This window comes from Amycolatopsis rhabdoformis (genome assembly GCF_035918295.1).
Taxonomy (GTDB): domain Bacteria; phylum Actinomycetota; class Actinomycetes; order Mycobacteriales; family Pseudonocardiaceae; genus Amycolatopsis; species Amycolatopsis rhabdoformis.
The window spans coordinates 5,383,123-5,404,317 of sequence record NZ_CP142149.1 but is presented as its reverse complement, the minus strand read 5'-3'; the positions used below and the strand labels follow the sequence as shown (position 1 = coordinate 5,404,317).

Sequence of the window (21,195 nt, the reverse complement as noted above, 5' to 3'; positions counted from 1 at the left end):
TGTGCGACGAAATGTAGCACACCTACTACACCTGATCGCAAGGTTGCTGAATTCGCTGCCAGCTACAGTGAGCGGCATGTCCAGCCCTGCCCGCGTGCGCGCCGACGCCTGTCCCGGGGTCTTCGCCACGCACGACGCGGCGGACGGACCGCTCGCCCGCGTGCGGCTGCCCGGCGGGGCCGTCTCCGCGGACCGGTTGCGGGTGCTCGCGGACTGCGCCGAGGACCTCGGTGACGGCGACGCGCACCTCACCTCCCGCGGCAACGTCCAGCTGCGCGGCGTGACCCGGCCCGGCCTGGCGACGCGGCTGACCGCGGCCGGCTTGCTGCCGTCGCCGACGCACGAGCGCGTGCGCAACGTGCTGGCCTCGCCGTTGAGCGGGGTGAGCGGCGGGATCGCCGACGTGCGGGGGCTCGCGGGAGACCTCGACGAGGCCTTGTGCGCCGAAGCCGAGCTTGCCGAGTTGCCGGGCCGGTTCCTGTTCGCGTTCGACGACGGCCGCGGTGACGTCGCCGGCGAAGGTGCCGATGTGTGCTGGCGAGCCGTGACGCCCCAGGCGGGCACGGTTCTGCTCGCGGGCGCCGACACCGGCTGGTCCGTGCCGCGCGAGGAAGCCGTGGCCGCGCTGCTGGCTCTTGCGCGCGCGTTCGTCGCGCAGCGCGCAACGGCGTGGCGGGTGGCCGAACTGCCCGATCCGGCCGCGCTGCTTCCGGCCGGACCCAGGACCGCACCGGTCGACCGGCCGGTGCGCGTGGACCCGACGGTCGGGCCGCTCGGCGACCACGGCCTCGGCGTCGCACCGCGGTTCGGCCGGCTCACGGCCGCGCAGCTGCGCGTGCTGGCCGAGGTCGCCGACCACGCCGTGGTCACGCCGTGGCGCTCGATCGTGCTGCCGGACGCGGCCCCGGACGCCGTCGCGCGCCTGCACGCGGCCGGCCTGAGCACGGACCCGGCCGTGCTGGAGATCACGGCGTGCATCGGCCGGCCCGGCTGCGCGAAGTCGCTCGCCGACGTCCGGGCCGACGCCGCGCGCCTGGTGCCGAACGGGGTCCGGGCCCACGTGGCGGGGTGCGCCCGGCGCTGCGGACGGCCCTCGGGTGACCACCTCGACGTGGTCGCCGAAGCCGGCGGCTACCGTGTCGGCGGACGGCTGCTGACGGTGTCCCGCCTGGCGGAGTCCTTGGTGAGGAAGGAAAACCCGTGATCGAGTACCTGGCCGACGGGGCCGAGATCTACCGGCACTCGTTCGCCACGATCCGCGAAGAGGCGGACCTGGCGATCCTGCCGGACGACGTCGGCGGCGTCGCGGTGCGGATGATCCACTCCTGCGGCATGGTCGACCTCGTCGACGACCTGCGCTACTCCCTCGACGTGGTCGAGGCGGGCCGCGCGGCGCTCGAAGCGGGCGCGCCGGTGCTGTGCGACGCGAAGATGATCGCCAGCGGCATCACGCGCAAGCGGCTGCCCGCGGCCAACGAGATCGTCTGCACCCTGGACGACCCGAGCGTGCCGGGGCTGGCCGAGCGCATGGGTACCACGCGGTCGGCCGCGGCCCTGGAGCTGTGGCGCGACCGGCTGCCGGGTTCGGTGGTGGCGATCGGCAACGCGCCCACCGCGCTGTTCCGCTTGCTGGAGCTGCTCGAAGAAGGCGTCGGGGCACCGGCGGCGATCATCGGCGTGCCGGTGGGCTTCGTCGGCGCGGCCGAGTCCAAAGTGGAGCTGGTGAAGCGCGCGCCCGCGCCGTACCTGGTGGTTCAGGGGCGTCGGGGCGGCAGCGCGATGGCCGTGGCGGCCGTGAACGCGATCGCGAGCGTGATCGAATGACCGGCCGCCTCTACGGTGTTGGGCTCGGCCCCGGCGACCCGGAACTGATGACGGTGAAGGCCGCGCGCCTCATCGGCGAGGCCGACGTGATCGCCTACCACAGCGCGCGCCACGGCCGCAGCATCGCGCGGTCGGTGGCCGCGCCGTACCTGCGCGAGGGCCAGTTGGAGGAACCGCTGGTCTACCCCGTGACCACGGAGACCACCGACCACCCCGGCGGGTACGAGGGCGCGATCGCCGATTTCTACGAGCTGAGCGCGAAAAAGCTGGCCGAACACCTCGACGCGGGCCGCGACGTGGTGGTGCTGTGCGAGGGTGACCCGTTCTTCTACGGCTCCTACATGTACATGCACGAGCGCCTCGCCGGCCGGTTCGAAGCCGAGGTGGTGCCCGGCGTGACGTCGGTGAGCGCGGCGTCTTCGGTGCTCGGCCGGCCGCTGGTGCAGCGCGACGAGGTGCTCACCGTGCTGCCCGGCACGCTGCCGGCGCCCGAGCTGGCCCGACGCCTGGCCGACACGCAGGCCGCGGCCGTGCTGAAGCTGGGCCGCACCTTCGGCTCCGTGCGCGAGGCGTTCGCGGAGGCGGGCAAGCTCGACGACGCGTGGTTCGTCGAGCGCGCGACCTGGGGCGAGCAGCGCATCGAGCCGCTCGCGGACGTCGATCCGGCGACGGTGCCGTACTTCTCGCTGGCACTCCTGCCGAGCCCGGCGTATGCGTCCCGAGTGGACGGTGAGCCGGCGGTCGTTCCGGCTGCGGCCGAGGCGGCACCGGACGGTGGCGAAGTCGTGGTCGTCGGCCTCGGTCCGGCGGGCCCGCAGTGGCTCACGCCGGAAGCGTCGGCCGAGCTGGCGGCGGCGGAGCACATCGTGGGCTACGGCCCGTACGTCGCTCGCGTGCCGCAGCGCGCAGGCCAGCAGCGGCACGCGTCGGGCAATCGCGTGGAAGCCGACCGGGCGGTGGAAGCCCTGGAGCTGGCGGCTTCCGGCAGCAGGGTCGCCGTGGTGTCCTCGGGGGACCCCGGGGTGTTCGCGATGGCGTCCGCGGTGCTGGAACAGGTCGCCGCCGGCCGCGGTGCCGGAGTGCGCGTGCGCATCGTGCCCGGGGTCACGGCCGCGCAGGCCGCCGCTTCCCGCGTCGGCGCGCCGCTGGGCCACGACTACTGCGTGCTGTCGCTGTCGGATCGCCTCAAGCCGTGGGACGTCATCGAACGCCGTCTCGACGCCGCCGGAGCCGCCGACCTCGTGCTGGCGCTCTACAACCCGGCTTCGCGCACGCGCACCACACAACTCGCCACCACGCGCGAAGTGCTGCTGCGCCACCGCGAACCGGCCACGCCGGTGGTGGTGGCCCGTGACGTCGGCGGGCCCGAGGAGCAGATCACCGTGACCACCCTGGGCGGACTCGACCCGTCCACTGTGGACATGCGGTGCCTGCTCATCGTCGGCTCGTCGAAAACGGTGGCGCAGGAGGGCCCGGACGGCACCACGGTCGTCTGGACCCCCCGCTCTTACGCCTGAAGCTGCTCGATGGCGGCGCGCACGGCCGCCTCGTCCTCGGCACTCTGCGCGCCCGACGCGCCGGCGGCACCGACGACCAGCCCGTCCTGGACGATCGGCACGCCGCCGGCGCGCGCGACGAAGTCCCCGGAGTAGAGGTGCTGCACGGCGCCGGCGACCTCGTCGGGCAGCGCCACTTCACCCGAGGGCTTCAACATGCGCAACGCGGTGCGCGCCTTGGCCACGGCGACGCGGCTGGTCACGGGCGTGCCACCGTCGGCGCGCTTGAGCACGAGCACTTCACCGGTCACGTCGACCACGGCCACGGCCAGCGGCGAGTACCCGCGTTCGGCGCCCACGGCGTGCACCGTGTCCACCAGCTGGTTCGCTTCGGCCAACGTCAACCCGGGCAGGCGAGGAGTGTCAGACATGCGTCCAACGCTAGCCGCGCGCCGAGGAGCGCGGCCGGCGGAGTGAGGCACGGCTCAACGCGTGGGGTCCTTGCCGTTCGGCTGCGCCGGACCCGGCCCCGGTGACCACCAGCCCCACACTGTCTCGTGGTCGCGGGTCACCGTGGGGGCGATGCCTTCGCTGAAGGGCTCCACCTGCAGCAGTTGGCCCCACGACTGGCTGGGCTGCCCGATCAGGTAGCTCGGCACCTCGGGTTCCTTCGCCACCTCCTCGAGCCAGCCGATCGGGCCGCCGTTGGTGGCCGACGCCCACTGGGCCTCGTCGGCCAGGGCGCCGGCCGTGATGCGGTAGTCGGGGACCTGCGAGATGCCGTCGCGGGAGGTCACGGGGTTGGCGCAGGGGTAGACGAACGACGCGGGCCAGTCGATGTACACGGACTTGCCCTGGAGCTTGTCCGTGAGTGTGGTGAAGGTGGGCACGCGCGGGGCCGACGCGGCGATCCAGCCGTCTTCGGTCAGGTCGTTGTCGACGATGTCCACGCGCACCGAGGTGGTCTGCGGCGGCAGGTCGCGCAGGTTGATGCGGGTGTCGTTCCAGCCGCCGGTGCCCGCGCCGGGCGGGAGGGCGAACTGGCTGCGCACCACCTTCACGCCCTCGGGGGTGGTCACGCCGTAGTCGAGGCTCACCGAGGCCGGACGCCGGGGCTGGCCGGCCGTCGCGATCACGATCTGGCCGTCGGGCCGTTTGTCGGCCAGCGCGTACCACGGGCTGCGCAGCCGGCCGGCGCGGTCCTTCTCGAAGTAGCTGCTCCACATCGGCACGGTGTCGGGTGTGAAGCCGTGCGGGGGCTCGGCGAGCGGGTCGTCCTCGTCGACGGGCCGCGTGTGGAACCCGGTCTGCACCTGGCCGTTGTCGGGGTCGGGGTTCGGCAGCGGCGATTCTTCCTGCTTCACCGGCACCGTGCGTTGCTCGGGCTGGGGGCGCAGCATGCTCTTGGTCGCGTCGGTCTCCACCATCACGTGATCCGACAGGTTGCAGCTCTGGCCGAACAGGTGCCCGACGTTCGCCGCGCCCAGGCTGTAGCTGCCGCGCTGGATGTAGATCGCCGCCGCCATCGTGTAGAACTCGCCGGCCGCGACCAGGCCGCACACCACCACGAGCGAGAGCGAGCCGAGCCGCAGCGAGCGGCTGCGGCCCTCTTGCGGCGCGGGCGCGCCCGGCCGGTGGGCGCGGATGTTCTCCACGAACGCGTAGATCCCCGCGATCGCGGCGGCCACCAGCAGGATCGTCGACAGCGGGATCCCGCCGATCGACGGCGCCAACCCGGTCCACGGCACGCCCAGCCGGGACACGAACCAGTACGTGTTCGGTCCCGTCGCCGCGAGCGCGCCGACCACGAGCAGCCCCGCCAGGAACGAGGCCCGGTTGCGGTTCGACCGCAGCACCGTGGAACTCGTCGCCAGCGCCGTCAACGCGGCCATCGAGGCCCCGACCGCCGCGAACGCGCCGAAGTGGTGCGTCCACTTCGTCGGAGTGAGGGCCAGCAGCGGGAAGAACAACGCGGTGGTGCCGATCAGCCGGCGGCTCGGCCCGAGCGCGGCGCCGGGAATCCGGCCGCGCCGCAGCAGCACGACCAGGCAGGTGACCGTGCACAGCACCACGAGCAGCACCGGGAACCGTCGCGGCGCGGAGCCGTCGGGCAGGTTCTCGAACAGCAGTTGGTAGCGCGCGAGCTCCTCGAACCACGACAGGTTCGGCCCCACCTGCGTGCGGATGCGCGTGGCCTCCTGCACCGTCGCGAACGTCTGGTCGGCGAACACCACCAGCAGTACCAGCAGGCCCGACGCGGCGATCGGCGCGAGGATCGGCAGCCAGCCGTTGGCGGCGCGCTGGCGCACGAGCTTGAACAACGGCCGCGCGGCCACCAGGAACGGTGCCACCGCGATCAGCCCCGTCGGCGTCGCGGCGAGCGTGAACGCGGCCGCGGTGAGGCCGAGGCACAGCGGCAGCAGGCGGCGGGTGACCAGCGCGCGTTCCACCGCGCAGATGGCCAGCAGCGAACCCAGCGCCGCCACCGGCTCCGGCCGCACGCCGTTGTTGTAGGGCATCCACCACACGAGGAACACGGCCGCCGCGGCCCAGCCGGCCGCGCGGCTGCCGCGCACCTGCGTGCCCAGCCGCGGCATGACTTCCCGGCTGATGAGCAGCCAGCTGATCACCCCGAGCAGGTACGAGGGCAACCGGATCCACGGCGGCACTGTGCTGACGTGCGTCATCAGCTCGTACAGGTGGTAGAACCAGCCGAACGGCGCCTCCGCGACCCCGAACCAGCGGTGGTAGTTGGTGAGGAAGCCGGTGGACTCCGTGACCCGGGCCATGGTGAGGATGTAGCCGTCGTCCGAGGTCACCGGCCCGATGAACACCCACGCGCCGAGGGCGAGGATCACCGTGGCGTCCCGGCCGGTCAGCCGCCACCAGCCCACCGGCGCCCAGCGGGGCGCGCGCCGCGCGAAGCCGGAATCCATGCGCCACACGGCGATGAGGCAGGCGAGGAACGCCAGCGCGCCGAGGATGCCGACGCCGAGCTTCAGCGCGGTCGGCGAGGTCTGGTAGCGCGTGTCCGGCACGATCTTCACGTGCAGGCCCGAGATCGGGTCCTTCGCGGAGTTGAACGACGAGTAGATCCCGACCACGCGCGGACGCACGTCGCCGGTCGTGTGGAACACGGTCGTGCCCGCCACGGCGAGCGTCATCTGCGTGGCGTCGGACTTCAGCGTCACCGTGCAGCCGGCCGGCGGCAGCGGCTGCTGCGCGATCTGCTGGCCCTGGCTCGAGGCGAGCAGCACGCCGTTGTCCACGCGCAGCTGCAGGCCGACGCCGTTGCCCGCGCGCGGGTCCGTCCGCCCGTCCGGCACCGTGGCGAACATCAGCGCGGGGCCGGTGGTGCGCGCGTCGAGCGACTTGATCGCGGCGCACGGCACCTCGGCCTCGAGGTCCTGGGCCCAGTAGCCGGTCAAGGGCGCGTTGACGGACCGCGTGTCGGCTCCGGTGGGCCAGCCGATCTCGGCGGTGTCCTGCACGACCGGCAGGAACGGGTAGGCGAGGGCGCACAGCGCCGAAAGCAACCCCAGCGCTACGGCAATCGGACGCATCGGGAAAAGCTATCCGGTCGTCCGGTTGCGCTACGCGGGCCCCTGGCTGCGTGGCGTGAAGCGCTCGTGGTGCACGGCTTCGGCCAACGGTGCGCGGCGGCGCCAGCCGTGCCGTTCGAGGTCCGGAACCTCGGCCAGCGCGGTCACCGGGCCGACGCAGAGCCAAGCCACGGGCCGGATCCCGGCCGGGATCCCGAGCAACTCGGCGAGGAACGGCTCGCGGTAGAAGCTCACCCAGCCCACGCCGAGACCTTCGGCGGTGGCGGCCAGCCAGAGGTTCTGGATCGCGAGGCACACCGAGTACAGGCCGGCGTCGGCGATCGCGTGGCGGCCCAGCACCGCCGGGGCGCCGCGGCCGGCGTCGTAGGTGACCACGATGCCGAGGCTCGATTCGCGGATGCCCTCGATCTTGATCCGGGAGAACGTGTCGGCGCGTTCGCCGGCCAGCTCGGCGGCGAACACGTCGCGCTCGGCGTGGACGTGGTCGGCGAACGCTCGCCGCGTGCCGGGATCACGCACGAGCACGAAGTCCCACGGCTGGCTCAGCCCGACACTCGGCGCGGCGTGCGCGGCTTCGAGCACCCGCGTGAGCACGGCGTCGTCGATCGGCTCGCCGGTGAACTCGCCGCGCACGTCCCGGCGGCGGCGCAGTACTTCGTAGAACTCGTCGATCATCGCTGCAGCACCCAATCCACGGCTTCGGCGACCCCCGCGACCTCGGCGGCGGCCGGGCGCGGCGGACGGCGCACCACGACCACCGGCAAGCCCAGTTCGCGGGCGGCGGTGAGTTTCGCGGCGGTCATCGCGCCGCCGCTGTCCTTGGTCACGAGCACGTCGATGCCGTGCTCGACCAGTAGCGCGCGCTCTCCGTCCACTTCGTACGGTCCGCGGTTCAGCAGGATCTCGTGCTGCCTCGGCAACGGCGGCTCGGGCGGGTCGACGCAGCGGATGAGGAACCACAACGCGTCGAGCCCGGCGAACGCGGCCAGCCCCTGGCGTCCGCTGGTCAGGAAGACCCGGGAGCCGAGGCCGGGCAGCAGTTCGGCGGCGGCGTCGAGGTCGTCGGCCCAGTGCCAGCGGTCGCCTTCACCGGGTTGCCAGCCGGGCCGGGCCAGCCGCAGGAGCGGCACGCCGACCTCGGTGGTGGCGTCGAAAGCGTTGGCGCCGATGCGTTCCGCGAACGGATGGGTCGCGTCCACGACCGCGCGCACGTCGTGTTCGCGCAGCCACGCGGCGAGCCCGTCGACCCCGCCGAACCCCCCGACCCGCACCTCGCCGACCGGCAGCCGCGGCCGCGCGACCCGGCCCGCGAGCGACGACACCACGGCGATCCCGCGCGTGTGCAGCTCGGCCGCGAGCGCGCGGGCCTCGGCCGTGCCGCCGAGGACCAGCACGGTCATCCGCCGTAGCCCACGGCCGCGCGCCAGCGGTCGAGCGTGCGCATGTTGGCCAGGGTTTCGGCCCAGGTCAGCTCGGGTGCCTGCCGGTTGTCCACGTGGGCGGCGACGTGGTCGGCCTCGCGCGCGAACACGCTCTGCGTCGCCTCGATCTCGATCACCTCGGGCTCGCCGCCGGCCGGTGTGAGCACGATCTGGGCCGAGGTCGAGCGGCGCATCTGCGGCAGCCACGCCGGTTTCGGTACGTGGATCTGGCCGGTGGTGCCGTAGACGCGGATGTGGTCGTCCTGCGTGAGCCGGTAGCCGCAGGACAGCTGCGCGATGATGTCGCCCGGCAGCCGCAGCAGGCCCATCGCGTACTCGTCGACGCCGCGGTCGGTGAGCCGCGCCATACCGGTGACGGTGGTCGGTTCCACCACGTCGGTGCCGGTCGCGGCCTGCGCCACGAGCCGGGCGAGCGAGGTGCAGTAGCAGCCGACGTCGAGGATCCCGCCGCCGCCGAGCGCGGGGTCGGCCAGGCGCGGGGCGTCGTTGGCGCCGGTGTCGAAGCTGAACGTCACGTCCACCGCGCGCACCTCGCCGATGGCGCCGCACGAGATCAGCTCCACGAGCCGGCGCGTCTGCGGGTGCAGGCGGTACATGAAGGCTTCCATGAGGAACACGTCGTGGCGGCGCGCCGCGTCGATCACCTTCTCGGCGTCGGCGGCCGTGACGGTGAGGGGCTTCTCGCACAGCACGTGTTTGCCGGCTTCGATCGCGCGGATGGCCCACTCGGCGTGCAGCGGGTGCGGGGTGGCGATGTACACGGCGTCGACGTCCGGGTCGGCGAGGAGGTCTTCGTAGGCGCCGTAGGCCTTCGGGATGTCGAAGCGCGTGGCGAACTCGCGGGCGCGGTCGGCCGAGCGGGCCGCGACGGCTTCCAGCGTGCCGTGTTTGCTGAGCTCGACGCCGGCCGCGAAATCGGCGGCGATCGATCCGGCGGCCAGCAGGCCCCAGCGCAGGTCTGTCACAGTGACTCCGGTTGGCTCGCGCGGTCTCGGGTGCTCGAATACAGGAAGCTGTCGGGGAATCCGCCGGCGGCGAGCACCGGACCGACGAAGATCGTGGCCGCCCTGGTCATTCCCGCCGCCCGGGCTTGCGTGGCGACGTCGGTGAGCGTGCCGCGGACCACGGTCTCGCCGGGCTGGCTGGCCAGCGCGACGACCGCCGCCGGGCACTCGGCGCCGTAGAAGGGGATCAGCTCTTCGGTCACGCGCTCGATGTGGTTGATCGCCAGGTGCAGCGCGAGTGTGGTGCCGCTGCGGGCGAAGTTCGCCAGCGTCTCGCCTTGGGGCAGCGCCGTCGAGCGGGCCTGGGCGCGCGTGATCACCAGGCTCTGGCCGATGCCCGGCACGGTCAGCTCGCGGCCCAGCACCGCGGCCGACGCGGCGAAGGCGGGCACGCCGGGCACCACGTCGTACGGCACGCCGGCGGCGTCGAGGCGGCGCACGGTTTCCGCGAGCGCGCTGTAGAGCGAAGGGTCGCCCGACACCAGCCGCGCGACGTCGTGGCCGGCGCGGTGGGCCGTCACGAGGTGCTCGACGATCTCGTCGAGGCTGAGATTCGCCGTGTCGACGCGCTGCGCGTCCGGCGGGCAGTAGGCGAGCAGGTCGGTCGGGGTCATGCTGCCCGGGTACAGGCACACGCCGCAGCGCGCGAGCAGGTCGCGGCCACGGACCGTGATGAGGTCGGCCGCGCCGGGGCCGGCGCCGATGAAGTGAACGGTCATCTCGAACTCCAGGACGTGACGGTGCGCGACGGCGTCCACCCGGTGAACCCGCCGAGCGGGCGCGCGTGGTCGACGGCGATCCTCGTCAGCTCACCACCCCGGCTGGAGTAGGCGTGCGCCAGGATCTGTTCGGCTTCGAGCGTGACACCGTGCGCGACCACGCGAGCACCCGTGGCGAGGCACGCGTCGAGCAGGCCTGGCACGGTGAGGCCGCCGCCGACGAAGATCGCATCGGGCCGGGGGAGTCCGGCGAGGACTTCGGGGGCCGGGCCGGTGACCACCCGCAGCTCGGGAACCCCGAGCGTGGCGGCATTGCGCGTGACGCGCTCGGCCCGCGCGGAGTCGCGTTCGATCGCGACGGCCCGGTTGAGCGGGTGCGCGCGCGACCATTCGATGCCGACACTGCCCGCGCCCGCCCCGACGTCCCACAGCAGCTCGCCGGGCACGGGCGCGAGGTGCGCGAGGGCCGAGGCGCGCACGTCGCGCTTGGTGAGTTGGCCGTCGTGCTCGAAGGCGTCGTCGGGCAGTCCGGTGAGCGGCAGCGCCGGGCCGGCGCAGACCAGGGCGAACACGGTGAGCGGGCCGGGGTCGTGGGTCCAGCCGTCCCGCACGCGTTCGTCGTCGGCGCCGAGGTTTTCCAGGCTGGTGAGGGTGGAGTCGCCGTAGCCGCGGGCGCGCAGGAGCTCGCGCAGGTCTTCGGCGTTGGCGCCGAGAACCAGGATCCTGCGCTTCGGGGCGAGTGCGCGGGCGACCCGCTGGATCGCGCGCCCGACGACGGTGATGACCTCGGTTTCCTCGAAGGACCAGGCCAGACGCGCGCGGGCCAGCGTCACCGAGGACAGCGCGGGCTGGACTTCGATCTCGTGGCCGCGGTCGCGCAGCGTGGTGGCGATGCCGGAGAGCAGGGGATCGCCGCTGGCCAGCACGCAGACGCGGTGGCCGGCGTGGTCTTCGAGGACGTCGTCGAGCGCGGGCAGCAGCGGGCTCGGCCAGGCCTGCGTGCGGAGGCCGTCGGGCAGCATCGCGAGCTGGCGTGGCGAACCGAGCACGACGTCGGCTTCGAGCACGGCATTTCGTGCTTTCTCGGCCAGCCCGAGCCAGCCGTCGGCCCCGATCCCGACGACGGTCAGGGGTGCTGTGTCTTCCAGGGGCCGAGCCCCCGGACCCCGCGCCGGGGGCACGCCCCCGGACCCCCCGCCCACCAGGCGGTCGGTCGCGTCCGGCGCTGCGCCTTCCGCGGATGAGTCGGGTGATTTTTCGCGCACGTCCGCCCACGCTAGACGACGCGTTTCCTGTGCGATGATCGGCCGGACGCCGACCACGAGGAGAGCTCTTGAAGCCGTACCCGTTCACCGCCGTCGTCGGGATGCCGGACCTGCGCCTGGCGCTGATCCTGTCCTCGATCTCACCCGCTGTCGGCGGGGTGCTCGTGCGCGGCGAGAAGGGCACGGCGAAATCCACGATGGTGCGGGCGCTGGCCGGCCTGCTGCCGCAGGTGGACGTGGTCGAGGGCTGCCGCTTTTCCTGCGACCCCGGCGCGCCTGACCCGGCCTGTCCGGACGGCCCGCACGACGCCGGCGCGGCCGCGCACCGGCGGCCGGCACGGCTGGTGGAGCTGCCGGTCGGCGCGGCGGAGGATCGGGTCGTCGGGTCGCTGAACCTGGAGAAGGCGCTGGCCCAGGGTGTCACGGACTACCAGCCGGGCCTGCTGGCCGCCGCCAACCGCGGCCTGCTCTACGTGGACGAGGTCAACCTCCTCCACGACCACCTCGTCGACACGCTGCTCGACGCCGCCGCGATGGGCCGCGCGACCGTGGAACGCGAGGGCGTGTCCGTGTCGCACGCCGCGCGGTTCGTGCTGATCGGCACGATGAACCCCGAGGAGGGCGAGCTGCGGCCGCAGCTGCTGGACCGGTTCGGGCTCACCGTGGAGGTGGCGTCGAGCCGCGAGCCCGAGCAGCGCGTGGAGGTGGTGCGCCGGCGGCTCGCGTACGAGGCCGATCCCGACGAGTTCGCCGCCGCGTATGCCGCCGAAGACGCCGCGCTCGCGGCGGACATCGAAGCGGCCCAACGGCTTCTGCCCGCGGTGAAGCTGCCCGACGACGCGCTGCGCCAGATCGCCGAGGTGTGCGCGTCGTTCGAGGTCGACGGGATGCGGGCCGACATCGTGACCGCGCGCACGGCCGTCGCGCACGCCGCCTGGGCCGGGCGCGCCGAGGTGACCACCGAGGACGTCCGCGTGGCCGCGCGGCTCGCGTTGCCGCACCGGCGGCGGCGCAACCCGTTCGACGCGCCGGGGATTTCCGAGGAGCAACTGGAGCAGGCGCTGCAGGACGCGCAGCCGCCGGAGGACCCGGGCCCCGGTCCCGAGGACGACGGACCGGGTTCGGGTGGACAGCCGCCGGCCGGGGAGAGCGCGGGAAGCGATCAGCCGGCCGGGGATCAGCCGCAGCCGAAGCAGCAGCCGGGCGACGGAAGTGGTTCCGCGCCGCAGAACACGGTCGGGTCCGGCGACACGTTCCGGGCGCGCGTGTTCCGCGTGAAGGGCACCGGCGAAGGCGAACGCGGCCGCCGGTCGCGGGCCATCACCGACACCGGCCGCACGATCGGCGTGCAGCCGCCGAGCGTCCGGGAGGGCCGGCCGCACCTCGTGGCGACGATGCGCGCCGCCGCACCGCACCAGCGGTCTCGCGGCCGTAGCGGTCCCGGGCTGCTCGTGCGGACGCAGGACCTGCGGTTCGCGCTGCGCGAAGGCCGAGAAGGCAATCTCGTGCTGTTCTGCGTGGACGCGTCGGGTTCCATGGGCGCGCGCGAACGCATGCGTGAGGTGAAGACGGCGGTGCTGTCCCTGCTGTTGGACGCCTACCAACGGCGCGACAAGGTCGGCCTCGTCACCTTCCGTGGCGACTCGGCCGAGCTGGCCCTGCCGCCGACCATCAGCGTCGAGACCGCCGCGGCGCGGCTCGAAGGCCTGCCGACCGGCGGCCGCACGCCGCTCGCCGAAGGCCTGCTGGAAGCCGCGCGCGTGCTGCGCGTGGAAGCGATCCGCGATCCGCGGCGGCGGCCGTTGCTGGTGCTCGTGACCGACGGCCGGGCCACGAGTGGCGCCGACGCCGTGGCGCGGTCGCAGGCCGCGGCCGGGTTGCTGACCGGCGTGACCACGATCGTGATGGACTGCGAAAGCGGCCGGATGCGCCTGGGCCTCGCGGCCGAATTGGCCGGGCACCTCGGTGCCGAGCACGTGCCGCTCGCCGACGTCGCGGCCGAGGCACTCACCTCCGCCGTGCGCGACCGCACCACCGGAAGGGCTGCCTGATGCCGCAGGGGAAACCGGCCGTCGTCCCGCAGGACGGGCTCACCACGCGCCAGCGGCGCAACCGGCCGCTGCTCGCCGTGCACACCGGCGAGATGAAGGGCAAGTCGACCGCCGCGTTCGGCATGGCGCTGCGCGCGTGGAACCAGGGCTGGTCGATCGGGGTGTTCCAGTTCGTGAAGTCGGCGAAGTGGCGCGTTGGCGAGGAAGCCGCGTTCCGCGCGCTCGGGAAGCTGCACGACGACACCGGTGAAGGCGGGCCCGTCGAGTGGCACAAGATGGGCGAGGGCTGGAGCTGGACGCGCAAGCAGGGCTCCGACGAGGACCACGCCGCCAACGCGCGCGAGGGCTGGGCCGAGATCAAACGCCGGCTCGCCGCCGAGGCGCATGACTTCTACGTGCTCGACGAGTTTTCCTACCTGCTCAAGTGGGGCTGGCTCGAGGTCGACGACGTGGTGTCCACTTTGGCCTCCCGGCCCGGCCACCAGCACGTGGTGATCACCGGCCGCTACGCGCCGCCCGAGCTGATCGAGGCCGCCGACCTCGTGACCGAGATGACGAAGGTGAAGCACCCGATGGACGCGGGCCAGAAGGGGCAGCGGGGGATCGAGTGGTAGCGCGGGTGGTCATCGCCGCGCCCGGTTCCGGGCACGGCAAGACCACCATCGCCGCGGGGCTGATGGCGGCATTGCGCGCGGCCGGGCACCGGGTGTCCGGGCACAAGGTCGGGCCGGACTTCATCGACCCGAGTTACCACGCGCTCGCCACCGGGCGGCCCGCGCGCAACCTCGACCCGTTCCTGCAGGGTGAGGACCGGCTGAAACCCTTGCTGCGTCACGGTTCCGAAGGTGCCGACCTCGCCGTGATCGAAGGCGTGATGGGTCTGTTCGACGGCGCGCTCGGCACGGAGGGCTACGCGTCGACCGCGCACGTCGCCCGGCTGCTCGAAGCGCCCGTGGTGCTGGTGGTCGACGCTTCGGCCGCCTCGCGCAGCGTCGCGGCGACCGTGCTGGGGTTCGCGAACTACGACCCGCGCGTGCGCCTCGCCGGCGTGATCCTCAACAAGCTGGGCTCGCAGCGGCACGAGGACGAGATCGTGACGGCGCTGGAAGCCACCGGCGTGCCGCTGCTGGGGGCGTTGCGGCGCAACGAGAACGTGCACGCGCCGAGCCGCCACCTCGGCTTGGTGCCGGCCGCCGAACGCGCGGCCGACTCGCAGCGCGTGCTGCCGGAGCTGGCGTCGTGGGTGGCCGGTGGCGTGGATCTCGAGGCCGTGGTGCGCGTCGCGCGAGCGGCGCCGCCGTTGACCGGTCCGAAGTGGACGCCGCCGGGCGAGTTCTCCGGGCCGCGCACGGTTGTGGCCGCGGCGGCCGGGCCGGCGTTCACCTTCCGCTACACGGAGAACGTCGAGCTGCTGGCTTCGTACGGTGTGGACGTGGTCGACGTCGATCCCTTGCGCGACGAGCAGCTGCCCGACGGGTGCGCCGGCCTGTACTTCGGTGGCGGGTTTCCCGAGGTGCACGCGGCGGAGCTGTCGGCGAACAAGCCGTTGCTCACGGCGGTGGCGGACGCGGCCGGGCGCGGCATGCCGGTGAGCGCGGAGTGCGCGGGCCTGCTGTACCTGTGCCGGGAGCTCGACGGCGTGCCGATGGCGGGTGTCGTGGACGCGACGGCCGTGATGACCAAGCGCGGCAAGCTCGGCTACCGCACCGCGGTTTCCTTGGCGGACAACGTGCTCGCCGTCGCGGGCCAGCGCGTGACCGGCCACGAGTTCCACCGGACCGAGCTCACGCCCGCGGCCGGTCCGGCGCCGGCGTGGGGCTGGGAGCGGACGGTGGACGGGTTCGCTTCGGCCTCGCTGCACGCTTCGTACCTGCACGTGCACTGGGCCGGCTATCCGGAGCTGGCCGAACGGTTCGCCGCTCGCGTGCGCGCGTTCGCCCCGGTGGCTTCGCGTGGCTGACTACGACCTGCACCACCACGGCGACCGCGAGGTCGGGCCGGGCCTGGTCGACCTCGCGGTGAACGTGCGGCTGCCCCGCCCGCCCGAGTGGCTGCGGCGCGAGCTGGTGTCCGCTGTGGACAGTCTGGCCGCGTATCCCGATTCCTCGGCGGCGCGGGCCGCGGTGGCCGCGCGGCACGGCCGGCCGGTGGACGAGGTGCTGGTGACGGCCGGCGCGGCCGAGGCGTTCACGCTGCTGGCTTCGGCGCTGCGGCCGTGGCACGCCGTGGTCGTGCACCCGCAGTTCACCGAGCCCGAAGCCGCGTTGCGCGCCGCGGGGCACGAGGTCTCCCGCGTGGTGCTGTCCGCTTCGGACGGTTTCGTGCTCGATCCCGCTCGGGTGCCCGCGCGCGCCGACCTGGTGTTCGTGGGCAACCCGACGAACCCGACGTCCGTGCTGCATCCCGCCGCGGCGGTGCGGTCGCTGGCCCGGCCGGGACGCGTGCTCGTGGTGGACGAAGCCTTCCTGGACGCCATTCCGGGCGAGGCGGAAAGCCTGGCCGCCGAGTCGCAGAACGGCGTGGTCGTGCTGCGCAGCCTCACCAAAACGTGGGGTCTCGCCGGCCTGCGCGCGGGTTATGTCCTCGGTCCGGCGGACGTGCTCGCGCGGCTGCGGGCGGTCCAGCCCCCGTGGTCGGTGTCGACGCTCGCGGCCGTCGCCACGGTCGCCTGCTGTCGCCCGGCCGCGCTGGAGGAGGCCGAAAAGCTCGCTGTCGCGGCCGAGTCCGACCGCGACTACCTCGTCGCCCGCCTGACCGAGCTCGGCCTCCCGGTGCTGGGCGACCCGCGCGGCCCGTTCGTCCTCGTGGAAGGCCCCGACGACGACCTGCGTCACCGCCTGCGCGAAGCCGGCTACGCGGTCCGCCGCGGCGACACGTTCCCCGGCTTGGGCCCGCGCCACCTCCGCCTGGCCGTCCGCTCGCGCGAGGTGACCGACGGCTTCCTGGCTGCCCTCAGCCGCGTGCTGTGAGTTCAGACGGCGAGCACCAGCAACGCCGCCGCCACCCCGACCTCGACTCCGGCACCCAGCACGTCGCCGGTGATCCCGCCCAGCCGCTGAACGCAGCGGGCGAGCAGGACCGCCGCCACGACATACGCGGCGACCACCGCCGCCGCGCCTTGCCACCACGGCAAACCCGGTGCCAGCGCCGCCAGCGCGGCCGCCACCACCCCCACGGCGACCGCGACCAAACGCGGCACCGACCCGGCCACCGTTGCGCCCAGTCCCGAGGGCCGAGCCGACGGCACTCCCCGCGCGCACGACATCGACAACGTGCAGCGCCCCGCCAGCACGCCGATGACCACGGCGACGATCCCGTGCCCGGCCGCGATCGCTCCCACCAGCGCGCCGACCTGCACCAGCAGCACGAACAACAGCGTCGCCACACCCGTCGGGCCCGAGTCCCCGCGGCGCATCACGTCGAGGGCCTTCGTCCGGTCGTAAGACGCACCGAGGCCGTCCGCGGTGTCGGCCAGCCCGTCGAGGTGCAACCCCCGGCTGCCCAGCGCCACCAGCCCGAGCGCGAGCGCGGCCACGGCCAGCGCGGGCAGCCCCAGCGCCCCACCGCCCGCGACGACCAGGCCCGCGACCGCGGCGAGCGGCACCCCGGCGACCGGCCCGAGCACCATCGCGATCCCGGCCACCGGCCGGTCGATCACGCGCGGCGCGGGCACCGGCACGGTCGTGAGCGTGCCGAAGGCCAGCCGGAGGCCGTCGCCGAGCCTCACGCGAGGTCGGCCAGCAGGCCCATGTCCGCGATGATCGCGCGGGCCGCCCGCAGCGTCGGCACGGCCTGCACGGCGCCGCTGCCTTCACCGAGGCGCAGGCCCAGGTCGAGGATCGGCGTGAGACCCAGCGCCTTGAGCGCGAACGCCTGCGAAGGCTCCGTGGAGCGGTGCCCCGCGAGCCACCACTGCTCGGCGCCCGGCGCGATGTCGCGCGCGACCAGGGCGGCCGCGCCGGAGAACACGCCGTCGAGCACCACCGGGATGCCGCGCGCGGCCGCTTCGACCAGGAACCCCGCGGTGGCGGCCACACACGCGCTGCCGAGCGCCGTCAGCCGCTCGAACGGGTCGGCCACGCGGCCCGCGGCGCGCCGCACCGCCGCCTCCACGACCGCCGTCTTCGTGTCCAACGCCGGCCCCGAAACGCCGGTGCCGGTGCCGACCACCTCGGCCGCCGGCAGGCCCAGCGTGGCCGCGACCAGGGCGGCGCACATCGTGGTGTTGCCGATGCCCATGTCACCCGGGATCAGCAGGTCGGCGCCGGCTTCCTCGGCCGCGATCGCGCGGCCGGCCTCGAACGCGGCGCGCGCCTCGCCCGGGGCCAGCGCGTCCTCGACGTCGATGGCGCCGGAACCGCGGCGGATCTTGTGCGCGGTCACCGACTCCGGCACGTCCGCAGCGTCCCAATCGACCGCGATGTCGGCCACGCGCACACTGGCGCCGACCTGCGCGGCGAGCACCGTGACGCCGCTTCGCCCGGCCAGGAACACGCGCACCATCGCCGCCGTGACCTCACGCGGGTAGGCCGACTGCGCCGACACGCCGTGGTCGCCGGCGAACACGACCACGCGCACGTCGTCGAGCGGGCGCGGCGGCACCACGCCGTGGGCGGCGCTGAGCCAGGCGGCCAGGTCTTCGAGCCGGCCGAGCGCGCCGAGCGGCTTCACCAGGCCGTCGAGGCGCTCCTGCGCGGCGGCGCGGGCGGCGGCGTCGGGCACGGGGATGTCGAAACTCGGCACGGCGGACTCCTTAAGGCAGGTCGAGCACCCGCCCGGCGACGACCAGCTGGCAGTGGTCGGACTCGGCGGACACCCGGTTGTTGAGTGCGCCCAGCACATCACGGAACAGCCGCCCGGACGACGTAGCGGGCACCACACCGCTGCCGACCTCGTTGCTCACGGCCACCACCGGGACCCGCGCCTGCGCCCACGCGGCGAGGAAATCCTCGAGCCGGTCGTCGAGGCGGCGCTCCCAGCCGGGTTTGGCCGTCCACGCGCCGACCTCGTCGAGCACACGCGAGAGCCACGTGCCGAGGCAGTCGATGAGCAGCGGGTTCGTGGCCGAGCGCAGCACCGTGGCCAGGTCGGTGGTCTCGACGGTGGTCCAGTGGCGCGGACGGCGGGCCTGGTGCGCGGCGACTCGCGCGGCCCATTCGGGGTCGTCGTCGCTCGGGGGCAGGCCGGGGGCCACGTACACCAGGTGCGGGTGGTGCGCGACGAGCCGCTCCGCGTGCCTCGACTTCCCCGAGCGAACGCCGCCCAGGACCAGCACCTTCCCGTCGTCGCGGCCGTACCGGCGGAGGGCCTTCGCCAGGGTCTCGAGATACCCGGCGAGCCGGTGCGTCAGCTTGGTCATACCCGGCATTCTCGTGCACGCGCTACCGTTCGCCACGTGCCACTCCGACAAGCCGTCACAGCGGCCGGCCTGATCACCGGATATTGCGCCGACGCGGTCTTCGGCGACCCCCGGCGCGGGCACCCGGTCGCGGTGTTCGGCACCTGGGCCGGCGCGCTGGAACGGCGCTGGTGGGCGGACTCGAAGCCCCGCGGAGCGGCGTACGCGGCGGTGTGCGCGGGAGCGGTGACGGGCCTGGGGGTGGCCGCGCAGCTGAGCACCCGGCGAAGGCCCTTCGCGCGCTTCGCGCTGACCGCCGCCGCGACGTGGATCGTGCTCGGCGGCCGGGGGCTCGCGGCGGAAGGCCGCGAGATGGCTCGGCTGCTCGAGGCCGACGACGTGCCGGCCGCGCGCGCCCGGCTCTCGCACCTCTGTGCCCGCGACGCCTCCGAGCTCGACCCGGCCGAGCTCACCCGCGCGGCCACCGAGTCGATCGCCGAGAACACGTCCGACGCCGTGGTGGCGCCGCTGCTGTGGGGCGCCGTCGCGGGCCTGCCCGGCTTGCTCGGCTACCGCGCGCTGAACACGCTCGACGCGATGGTCGGCTACCGCTCGCCGCGGCACCGCAACTTCGGCTGGGCCGCCGCGCGGCTCGACGACGTGGTGAACCTCGTGCCGTCGCGGGTCGGCGCTGTGCTGACTGCGGTGTCCGCCCCGTTGGCGGGCGGGCGCGTGCGCGGGGCGCTGCGTGCGTGGCGGCGCTACGGCTCGCACCACCCGAGCCCCAACGCCGGCCAGGTCGAGGCCGCGTTCGCCGGCGCGCTGGACCTGCGCCTCGGCGGCACCAACAGCTACGGCGGCGAGGTCGAGAACCGCGGCACGCTCGGCGACGGCCGGGCGCCGCAGCCGGTCGACCTGCGCCGCGCGGTGCGGCTGTCGCGGGTGGTCGGCGCGGCCGCCGCGCTGGTCGCCGGCGCGGTGGCGGTGGTGCGATGAGCGGGCTGCTGGTCGCCGGCACCACCTCCGACGCCGGGAAAAGCCTGGTCACGGCCGGGATCTGCCGCTGGCTCGCGCGCCGCGGCGTGCGGGTGGCGCCGTTCAAGTCGCAGAACATGTCGAACAACTCCATGGTCTGCGCCGACGGCGCCGAGATCGGCCGCGCGCAGTGGCTGCAGGCCCGCGCCGCGCGCGTGGAGCCCGAAGCGGCGATGAACCCAGTGCTGCTCAAACCCGGCAGCGACCGGCGCAGCCACGTGATCGCGCTCGGGAAACCGTTCGGCACGCTCGAAGCCGGCGAGTACGCGACCGGGCGCGCCGGGCTGGCGCAGATCGCGTTCGGTGCGTTCGAAGACCTGAGCTCGCGCTTCGACGTGGTGGTGTGCGAGGGTGCCGGCAGCCCCGCGGAGATCAACCTGCGCGGCGGCGACTACGTGAACATGGGCCTGGCGCGACGGTTTTCGCTGCCGGTGCTGGTGGTCGGCGACATCGACCGCGGCGGCGTGCTGGCCGCGATGTTCGGCACGCTCGCGCTCCTTTCGCCCGAAGACCAGGCGCTGGTCGCGGGCTGGCTGGTGAACAAGTTCCGCGGCGACGTCGGCCTCCTGCGCCCGGGCTTGAAGAGCCTCGAAGACGTGACCGGCCGCCCGGTGCTCGGCGTGCTGCCGTGGCTCGACCGCGTGTGGCTCGACTCGGAAGACGCGCTGGCCGCCGCGGGCTGGCGCCGCGAGGCACTGCTTGGTGATGGGCTGCGCGGCGGCGGGTTGCGCGTGGCCGTGGTGCGCTTCCCGCGCGCCTCGAACGCCACCGACGTCGACGCGCTGGCCGCCGAGCCCGGCGTGACGGTGAGCCTCACCGCCGACCCCGACGCGGTCGCGGCCGCCGACCTCGTGGTGCTGCCCGGTTCCCGCGCCACCGTGGACGACTTGCGCTGGCTGCGCGAACGCGGCCTCGCCGACGCGGTCACCGCGCGCGCCGCCGCGGGCCGCCCGGTGCTCGGCATCTGCGGCGGCTACCAGATGCTCGCCGGCACCATCCACGACGACGTCGAGTCCCACGCCGGCACGGTCGACGGCCTCGGCCTGCTGCCCACCGAGGTCACGTTCGCGGGGGAGAAGGTGCTCGGCCGCCCGGTCGGCTCGTGGCGCGGCCACCGCGTGGAGGCGTACGAAATCCACCACGGCAGCGCCTCGACCGCCGACGCCGAGTCCTTTCTGGACGGCTTCCGCGTGGGCGCGGTCTGGGGCACGACCTGGCACGGCGCGTTCGAAAACGACGGCTTCCGCCGCGCGTGGCTCACGGAAGCGGCGGCACAGGCGGGCGTCGACTGGGCGCCGGTGGTGGGTGCGCCCGGGTTCGCGTCGCTGCGCGAGGACATGCTGGAGCGCCTCGCCGACGCGGTGGAGTCCGAAGTGGACACTGAGAGGCTTTTGCGGCTGCTGGCAAGCGGCGCGCCGGACGGGTTGCCGTTCGTCCCGCCCGGCGCGCCGTGATCCG

The 21,195-nt window shown here is 74.1% G+C and carries 19 protein-coding genes; 9 read left to right on the top strand and 10 right to left on the bottom strand.

The features are described 5' to 3' along the window. Nucleotides 1–76 precede the first annotated feature (76 nt). From VSH64_RS24660 to VSH64_RS24650, 3 genes are read left to right on the top strand one after another with little or no spacing between them, the layout of a single operon-like run. Nucleotides 77–1,204, top strand: coding sequence for a precorrin-3B synthase (locus tag VSH64_RS24660; protein ID WP_326565041.1), 1,128 nt, complete (start codon nucleotides 77–79; stop codon nucleotides 1,202–1,204). Beyond that, a complete protein-coding gene (locus tag VSH64_RS24655) occupies nucleotides 1,201–1,824 on the top strand; it encodes a precorrin-8X methylmutase (RefSeq protein ID WP_326565040.1) in 624 nt (207 codons plus the stop codon). The genes VSH64_RS24660 and VSH64_RS24655 overlap by 4 nt, the downstream gene beginning before the upstream one ends. Next, the gene (locus VSH64_RS24650; RefSeq protein WP_326565039.1) at nucleotides 1,821–3,341 is read left to right on the top strand and encodes a precorrin-2 C(20)-methyltransferase; all 1,521 of its coding nucleotides are present in this window, start codon (nucleotides 1,821–1,823) and stop codon (nucleotides 3,339–3,341) included. The genes VSH64_RS24655 and VSH64_RS24650 overlap by 4 nt, the downstream gene beginning before the upstream one ends. On the opposite strand, the gene VSH64_RS24645 is transcribed toward VSH64_RS24650, so the two are convergent. From VSH64_RS24645 to cbiE, 7 genes are read right to left on the bottom strand one after another with little or no spacing between them, the layout of a single operon-like run. Then, complete coding sequence (locus VSH64_RS24645; protein WP_326565038.1) at nucleotides 3,332–3,751, bottom strand: GlcG/HbpS family heme-binding protein; 420 nt, start codon at nucleotides 3,749–3,751, stop codon at nucleotides 3,332–3,334. The two genes, VSH64_RS24650 and VSH64_RS24645, sit on opposite strands and share 10 nt — an antisense overlap. Before the next feature lie 54 nt (nucleotides 3,752–3,805). Then, complete coding sequence (locus VSH64_RS24640; RefSeq protein WP_326565037.1) at nucleotides 3,806–6,883, bottom strand: arabinosyltransferase domain-containing protein; 3,078 nt, start codon at nucleotides 6,881–6,883, stop codon at nucleotides 3,806–3,808. Between the two features lie 30 nt (nucleotides 6,884–6,913). After that, on the bottom strand, nucleotides 6,914–7,558 hold the full coding sequence (gene bluB, locus VSH64_RS24635; RefSeq protein WP_326565036.1) for a 5,6-dimethylbenzimidazole synthase: 645 nt from the start codon (nucleotides 7,556–7,558) through the stop codon (nucleotides 6,914–6,916). Further along, nucleotides 7,555–8,283 carry a cobalt-precorrin-6A reductase gene (locus VSH64_RS24630; protein WP_326565035.1) on the bottom strand — a complete coding sequence of 243 codons (729 nt, stop codon included), beginning with the start codon at nucleotides 8,281–8,283 and terminating at the stop codon, nucleotides 7,555–7,557. Before VSH64_RS24630 ends, bluB begins: the two co-directional genes overlap by 4 nt. Next, nucleotides 8,280–9,290, bottom strand: coding sequence for a Gfo/Idh/MocA family protein (locus tag VSH64_RS24625; protein ID WP_326565034.1), 1,011 nt, complete (start codon nucleotides 9,288–9,290; stop codon nucleotides 8,280–8,282). Before VSH64_RS24625 ends, VSH64_RS24630 begins: the two co-directional genes overlap by 4 nt. Further along, nucleotides 9,287–10,048, bottom strand: coding sequence for a precorrin-4 C(11)-methyltransferase (cobM, locus tag VSH64_RS24620; protein WP_326565033.1), 762 nt, complete (start codon nucleotides 10,046–10,048; stop codon nucleotides 9,287–9,289). The genes VSH64_RS24625 and cobM overlap by 4 nt, the downstream gene beginning before the upstream one ends. Further along, the gene (gene cbiE / locus VSH64_RS24615) at nucleotides 10,045–11,229 is read right to left on the bottom strand and encodes a precorrin-6y C5,15-methyltransferase (decarboxylating) subunit CbiE (protein WP_326565032.1); all 1,185 of its coding nucleotides are present in this window, start codon (nucleotides 11,227–11,229) and stop codon (nucleotides 10,045–10,047) included. Before cbiE ends, cobM begins: the two co-directional genes overlap by 4 nt. A 152-nt stretch (nucleotides 11,230–11,381) precedes the next feature. On the opposite strand from cbiE, the gene VSH64_RS24610 reads away from it, so the two are divergent. The 4 genes from VSH64_RS24610 to cobC are packed head-to-tail and all read left to right on the top strand — an operon-like array spanning nucleotide 11,382 to nucleotide 16,333. Continuing rightward, nucleotides 11,382–13,364 carry a putative cobaltochelatase gene (locus VSH64_RS24610; protein ID WP_326565031.1) on the top strand — a complete coding sequence of 661 codons (1,983 nt, stop codon included), beginning with the start codon at nucleotides 11,382–11,384 and terminating at the stop codon, nucleotides 13,362–13,364. After that, entirely contained in the window at nucleotides 13,364–13,978 is a 615-nt protein-coding gene (gene cobO / locus VSH64_RS24605; protein ID WP_326565030.1) for a cob(I)yrinic acid a,c-diamide adenosyltransferase, read from the top strand. Before VSH64_RS24610 ends, cobO begins: the two co-directional genes overlap by 1 nt. Beyond that, nucleotides 13,972–15,324 (top strand): cobyrinate a,c-diamide synthase, encoded by a 1,353-nt coding sequence (locus VSH64_RS24600; RefSeq protein ID WP_456062081.1) that lies wholly within the window; start codon nucleotides 13,972–13,974, stop codon nucleotides 15,322–15,324. Before cobO ends, VSH64_RS24600 begins: the two co-directional genes overlap by 7 nt. Then, complete coding sequence (gene cobC / locus VSH64_RS24595) at nucleotides 15,317–16,333, top strand: Rv2231c family pyridoxal phosphate-dependent protein CobC (RefSeq protein WP_326565028.1); 1,017 nt, start codon at nucleotides 15,317–15,319, stop codon at nucleotides 16,331–16,333. The genes VSH64_RS24600 and cobC overlap by 8 nt, the downstream gene beginning before the upstream one ends. A gap of 2 nt (nucleotides 16,334–16,335) precedes the next feature. Here cobC and VSH64_RS24590 read toward each other — a convergent pair whose 3' ends face one another. From VSH64_RS24590 to VSH64_RS24580, 3 genes are read right to left on the bottom strand one after another with little or no spacing between them, the layout of a single operon-like run. Further along, nucleotides 16,336–17,091: an adenosylcobinamide-GDP ribazoletransferase gene (locus VSH64_RS24590; RefSeq protein WP_326565027.1), complete on the bottom strand. Its 756-nt coding sequence runs from the start codon at nucleotides 17,089–17,091 to the stop codon at nucleotides 16,336–16,338. Next, nucleotides 17,088–18,107 (bottom strand): nicotinate-nucleotide--dimethylbenzimidazole phosphoribosyltransferase, encoded by a 1,020-nt coding sequence (gene cobT, locus VSH64_RS24585; protein WP_326565026.1) that lies wholly within the window; start codon nucleotides 18,105–18,107, stop codon nucleotides 17,088–17,090. Before cobT ends, VSH64_RS24590 begins: the two co-directional genes overlap by 4 nt. A 10-nt stretch (nucleotides 18,108–18,117) precedes the next feature. Then, nucleotides 18,118–18,723, bottom strand: a complete 606-nt coding sequence (locus VSH64_RS24580; protein ID WP_326565025.1) for a bifunctional adenosylcobinamide kinase/adenosylcobinamide-phosphate guanylyltransferase — start codon at nucleotides 18,721–18,723, stop codon at nucleotides 18,118–18,120. 36 nt (nucleotides 18,724–18,759) lie between these two features. Here VSH64_RS24580 and VSH64_RS24575 point away from each other — a divergent pair, with 36 nt between their 5' ends. After that, a complete protein-coding gene (locus VSH64_RS24575) occupies nucleotides 18,760–19,698 on the top strand; it encodes a cobalamin biosynthesis protein (RefSeq protein WP_326565024.1) in 939 nt (312 codons plus the stop codon). Continuing rightward, complete coding sequence (locus VSH64_RS24570) at nucleotides 19,695–21,191, top strand: cobyric acid synthase (RefSeq protein WP_326565023.1); 1,497 nt, start codon at nucleotides 19,695–19,697, stop codon at nucleotides 21,189–21,191. The genes VSH64_RS24575 and VSH64_RS24570 overlap by 4 nt, the downstream gene beginning before the upstream one ends. The last annotated feature ends 4 nt before the right edge of the window (nucleotides 21,192–21,195 follow it).

Coding starts and splice junctions, on each gene's coding strand:
- VSH64_RS24645 (WP_326565038.1), bottom strand. CDS start 3,751: ATGTCTGACACTCCTCGCCTGCCCGGGTTGACGTTGGCCGAAGCGAAC.
- VSH64_RS24580 (WP_326565025.1), bottom strand. CDS start 18,723: ATGACCAAGCTGACGCACCGGCTCGCCGGGTATCTCGAGACCCTGGCG.
- VSH64_RS24650 (WP_326565039.1), top strand. CDS start 1,821: ATGACCGGCCGCCTCTACGGTGTTGGGCTCGGCCCCGGCGACCCGGAA.
- VSH64_RS24660 (WP_326565041.1), top strand. CDS start 77: ATGTCCAGCCCTGCCCGCGTGCGCGCCGACGCCTGTCCCGGGGTCTTC.
- bluB (WP_326565036.1), bottom strand. CDS start 7,558: ATGATCGACGAGTTCTACGAAGTACTGCGCCGCCGCCGGGACGTGCGC.
- VSH64_RS24640 (WP_326565037.1), bottom strand. CDS start 6,883: ATGCGTCCGATTGCCGTAGCGCTGGGGTTGCTTTCGGCGCTGTGCGCC.
- VSH64_RS24630 (WP_326565035.1), bottom strand. CDS start 8,283: ATGACCGTGCTGGTCCTCGGCGGCACGGCCGAGGCCCGCGCGCTCGCG.
- VSH64_RS24570 (WP_326565023.1), top strand. CDS start 19,695: ATGAGCGGGCTGCTGGTCGCCGGCACCACCTCCGACGCCGGGAAAAGC.
- cobM (WP_326565033.1), bottom strand. CDS start 10,048: ATGACCGTTCACTTCATCGGCGCCGGCCCCGGCGCGGCCGACCTCATC.
- cobO (WP_326565030.1), top strand. CDS start 13,364: ATGCCGCAGGGGAAACCGGCCGTCGTCCCGCAGGACGGGCTCACCACG.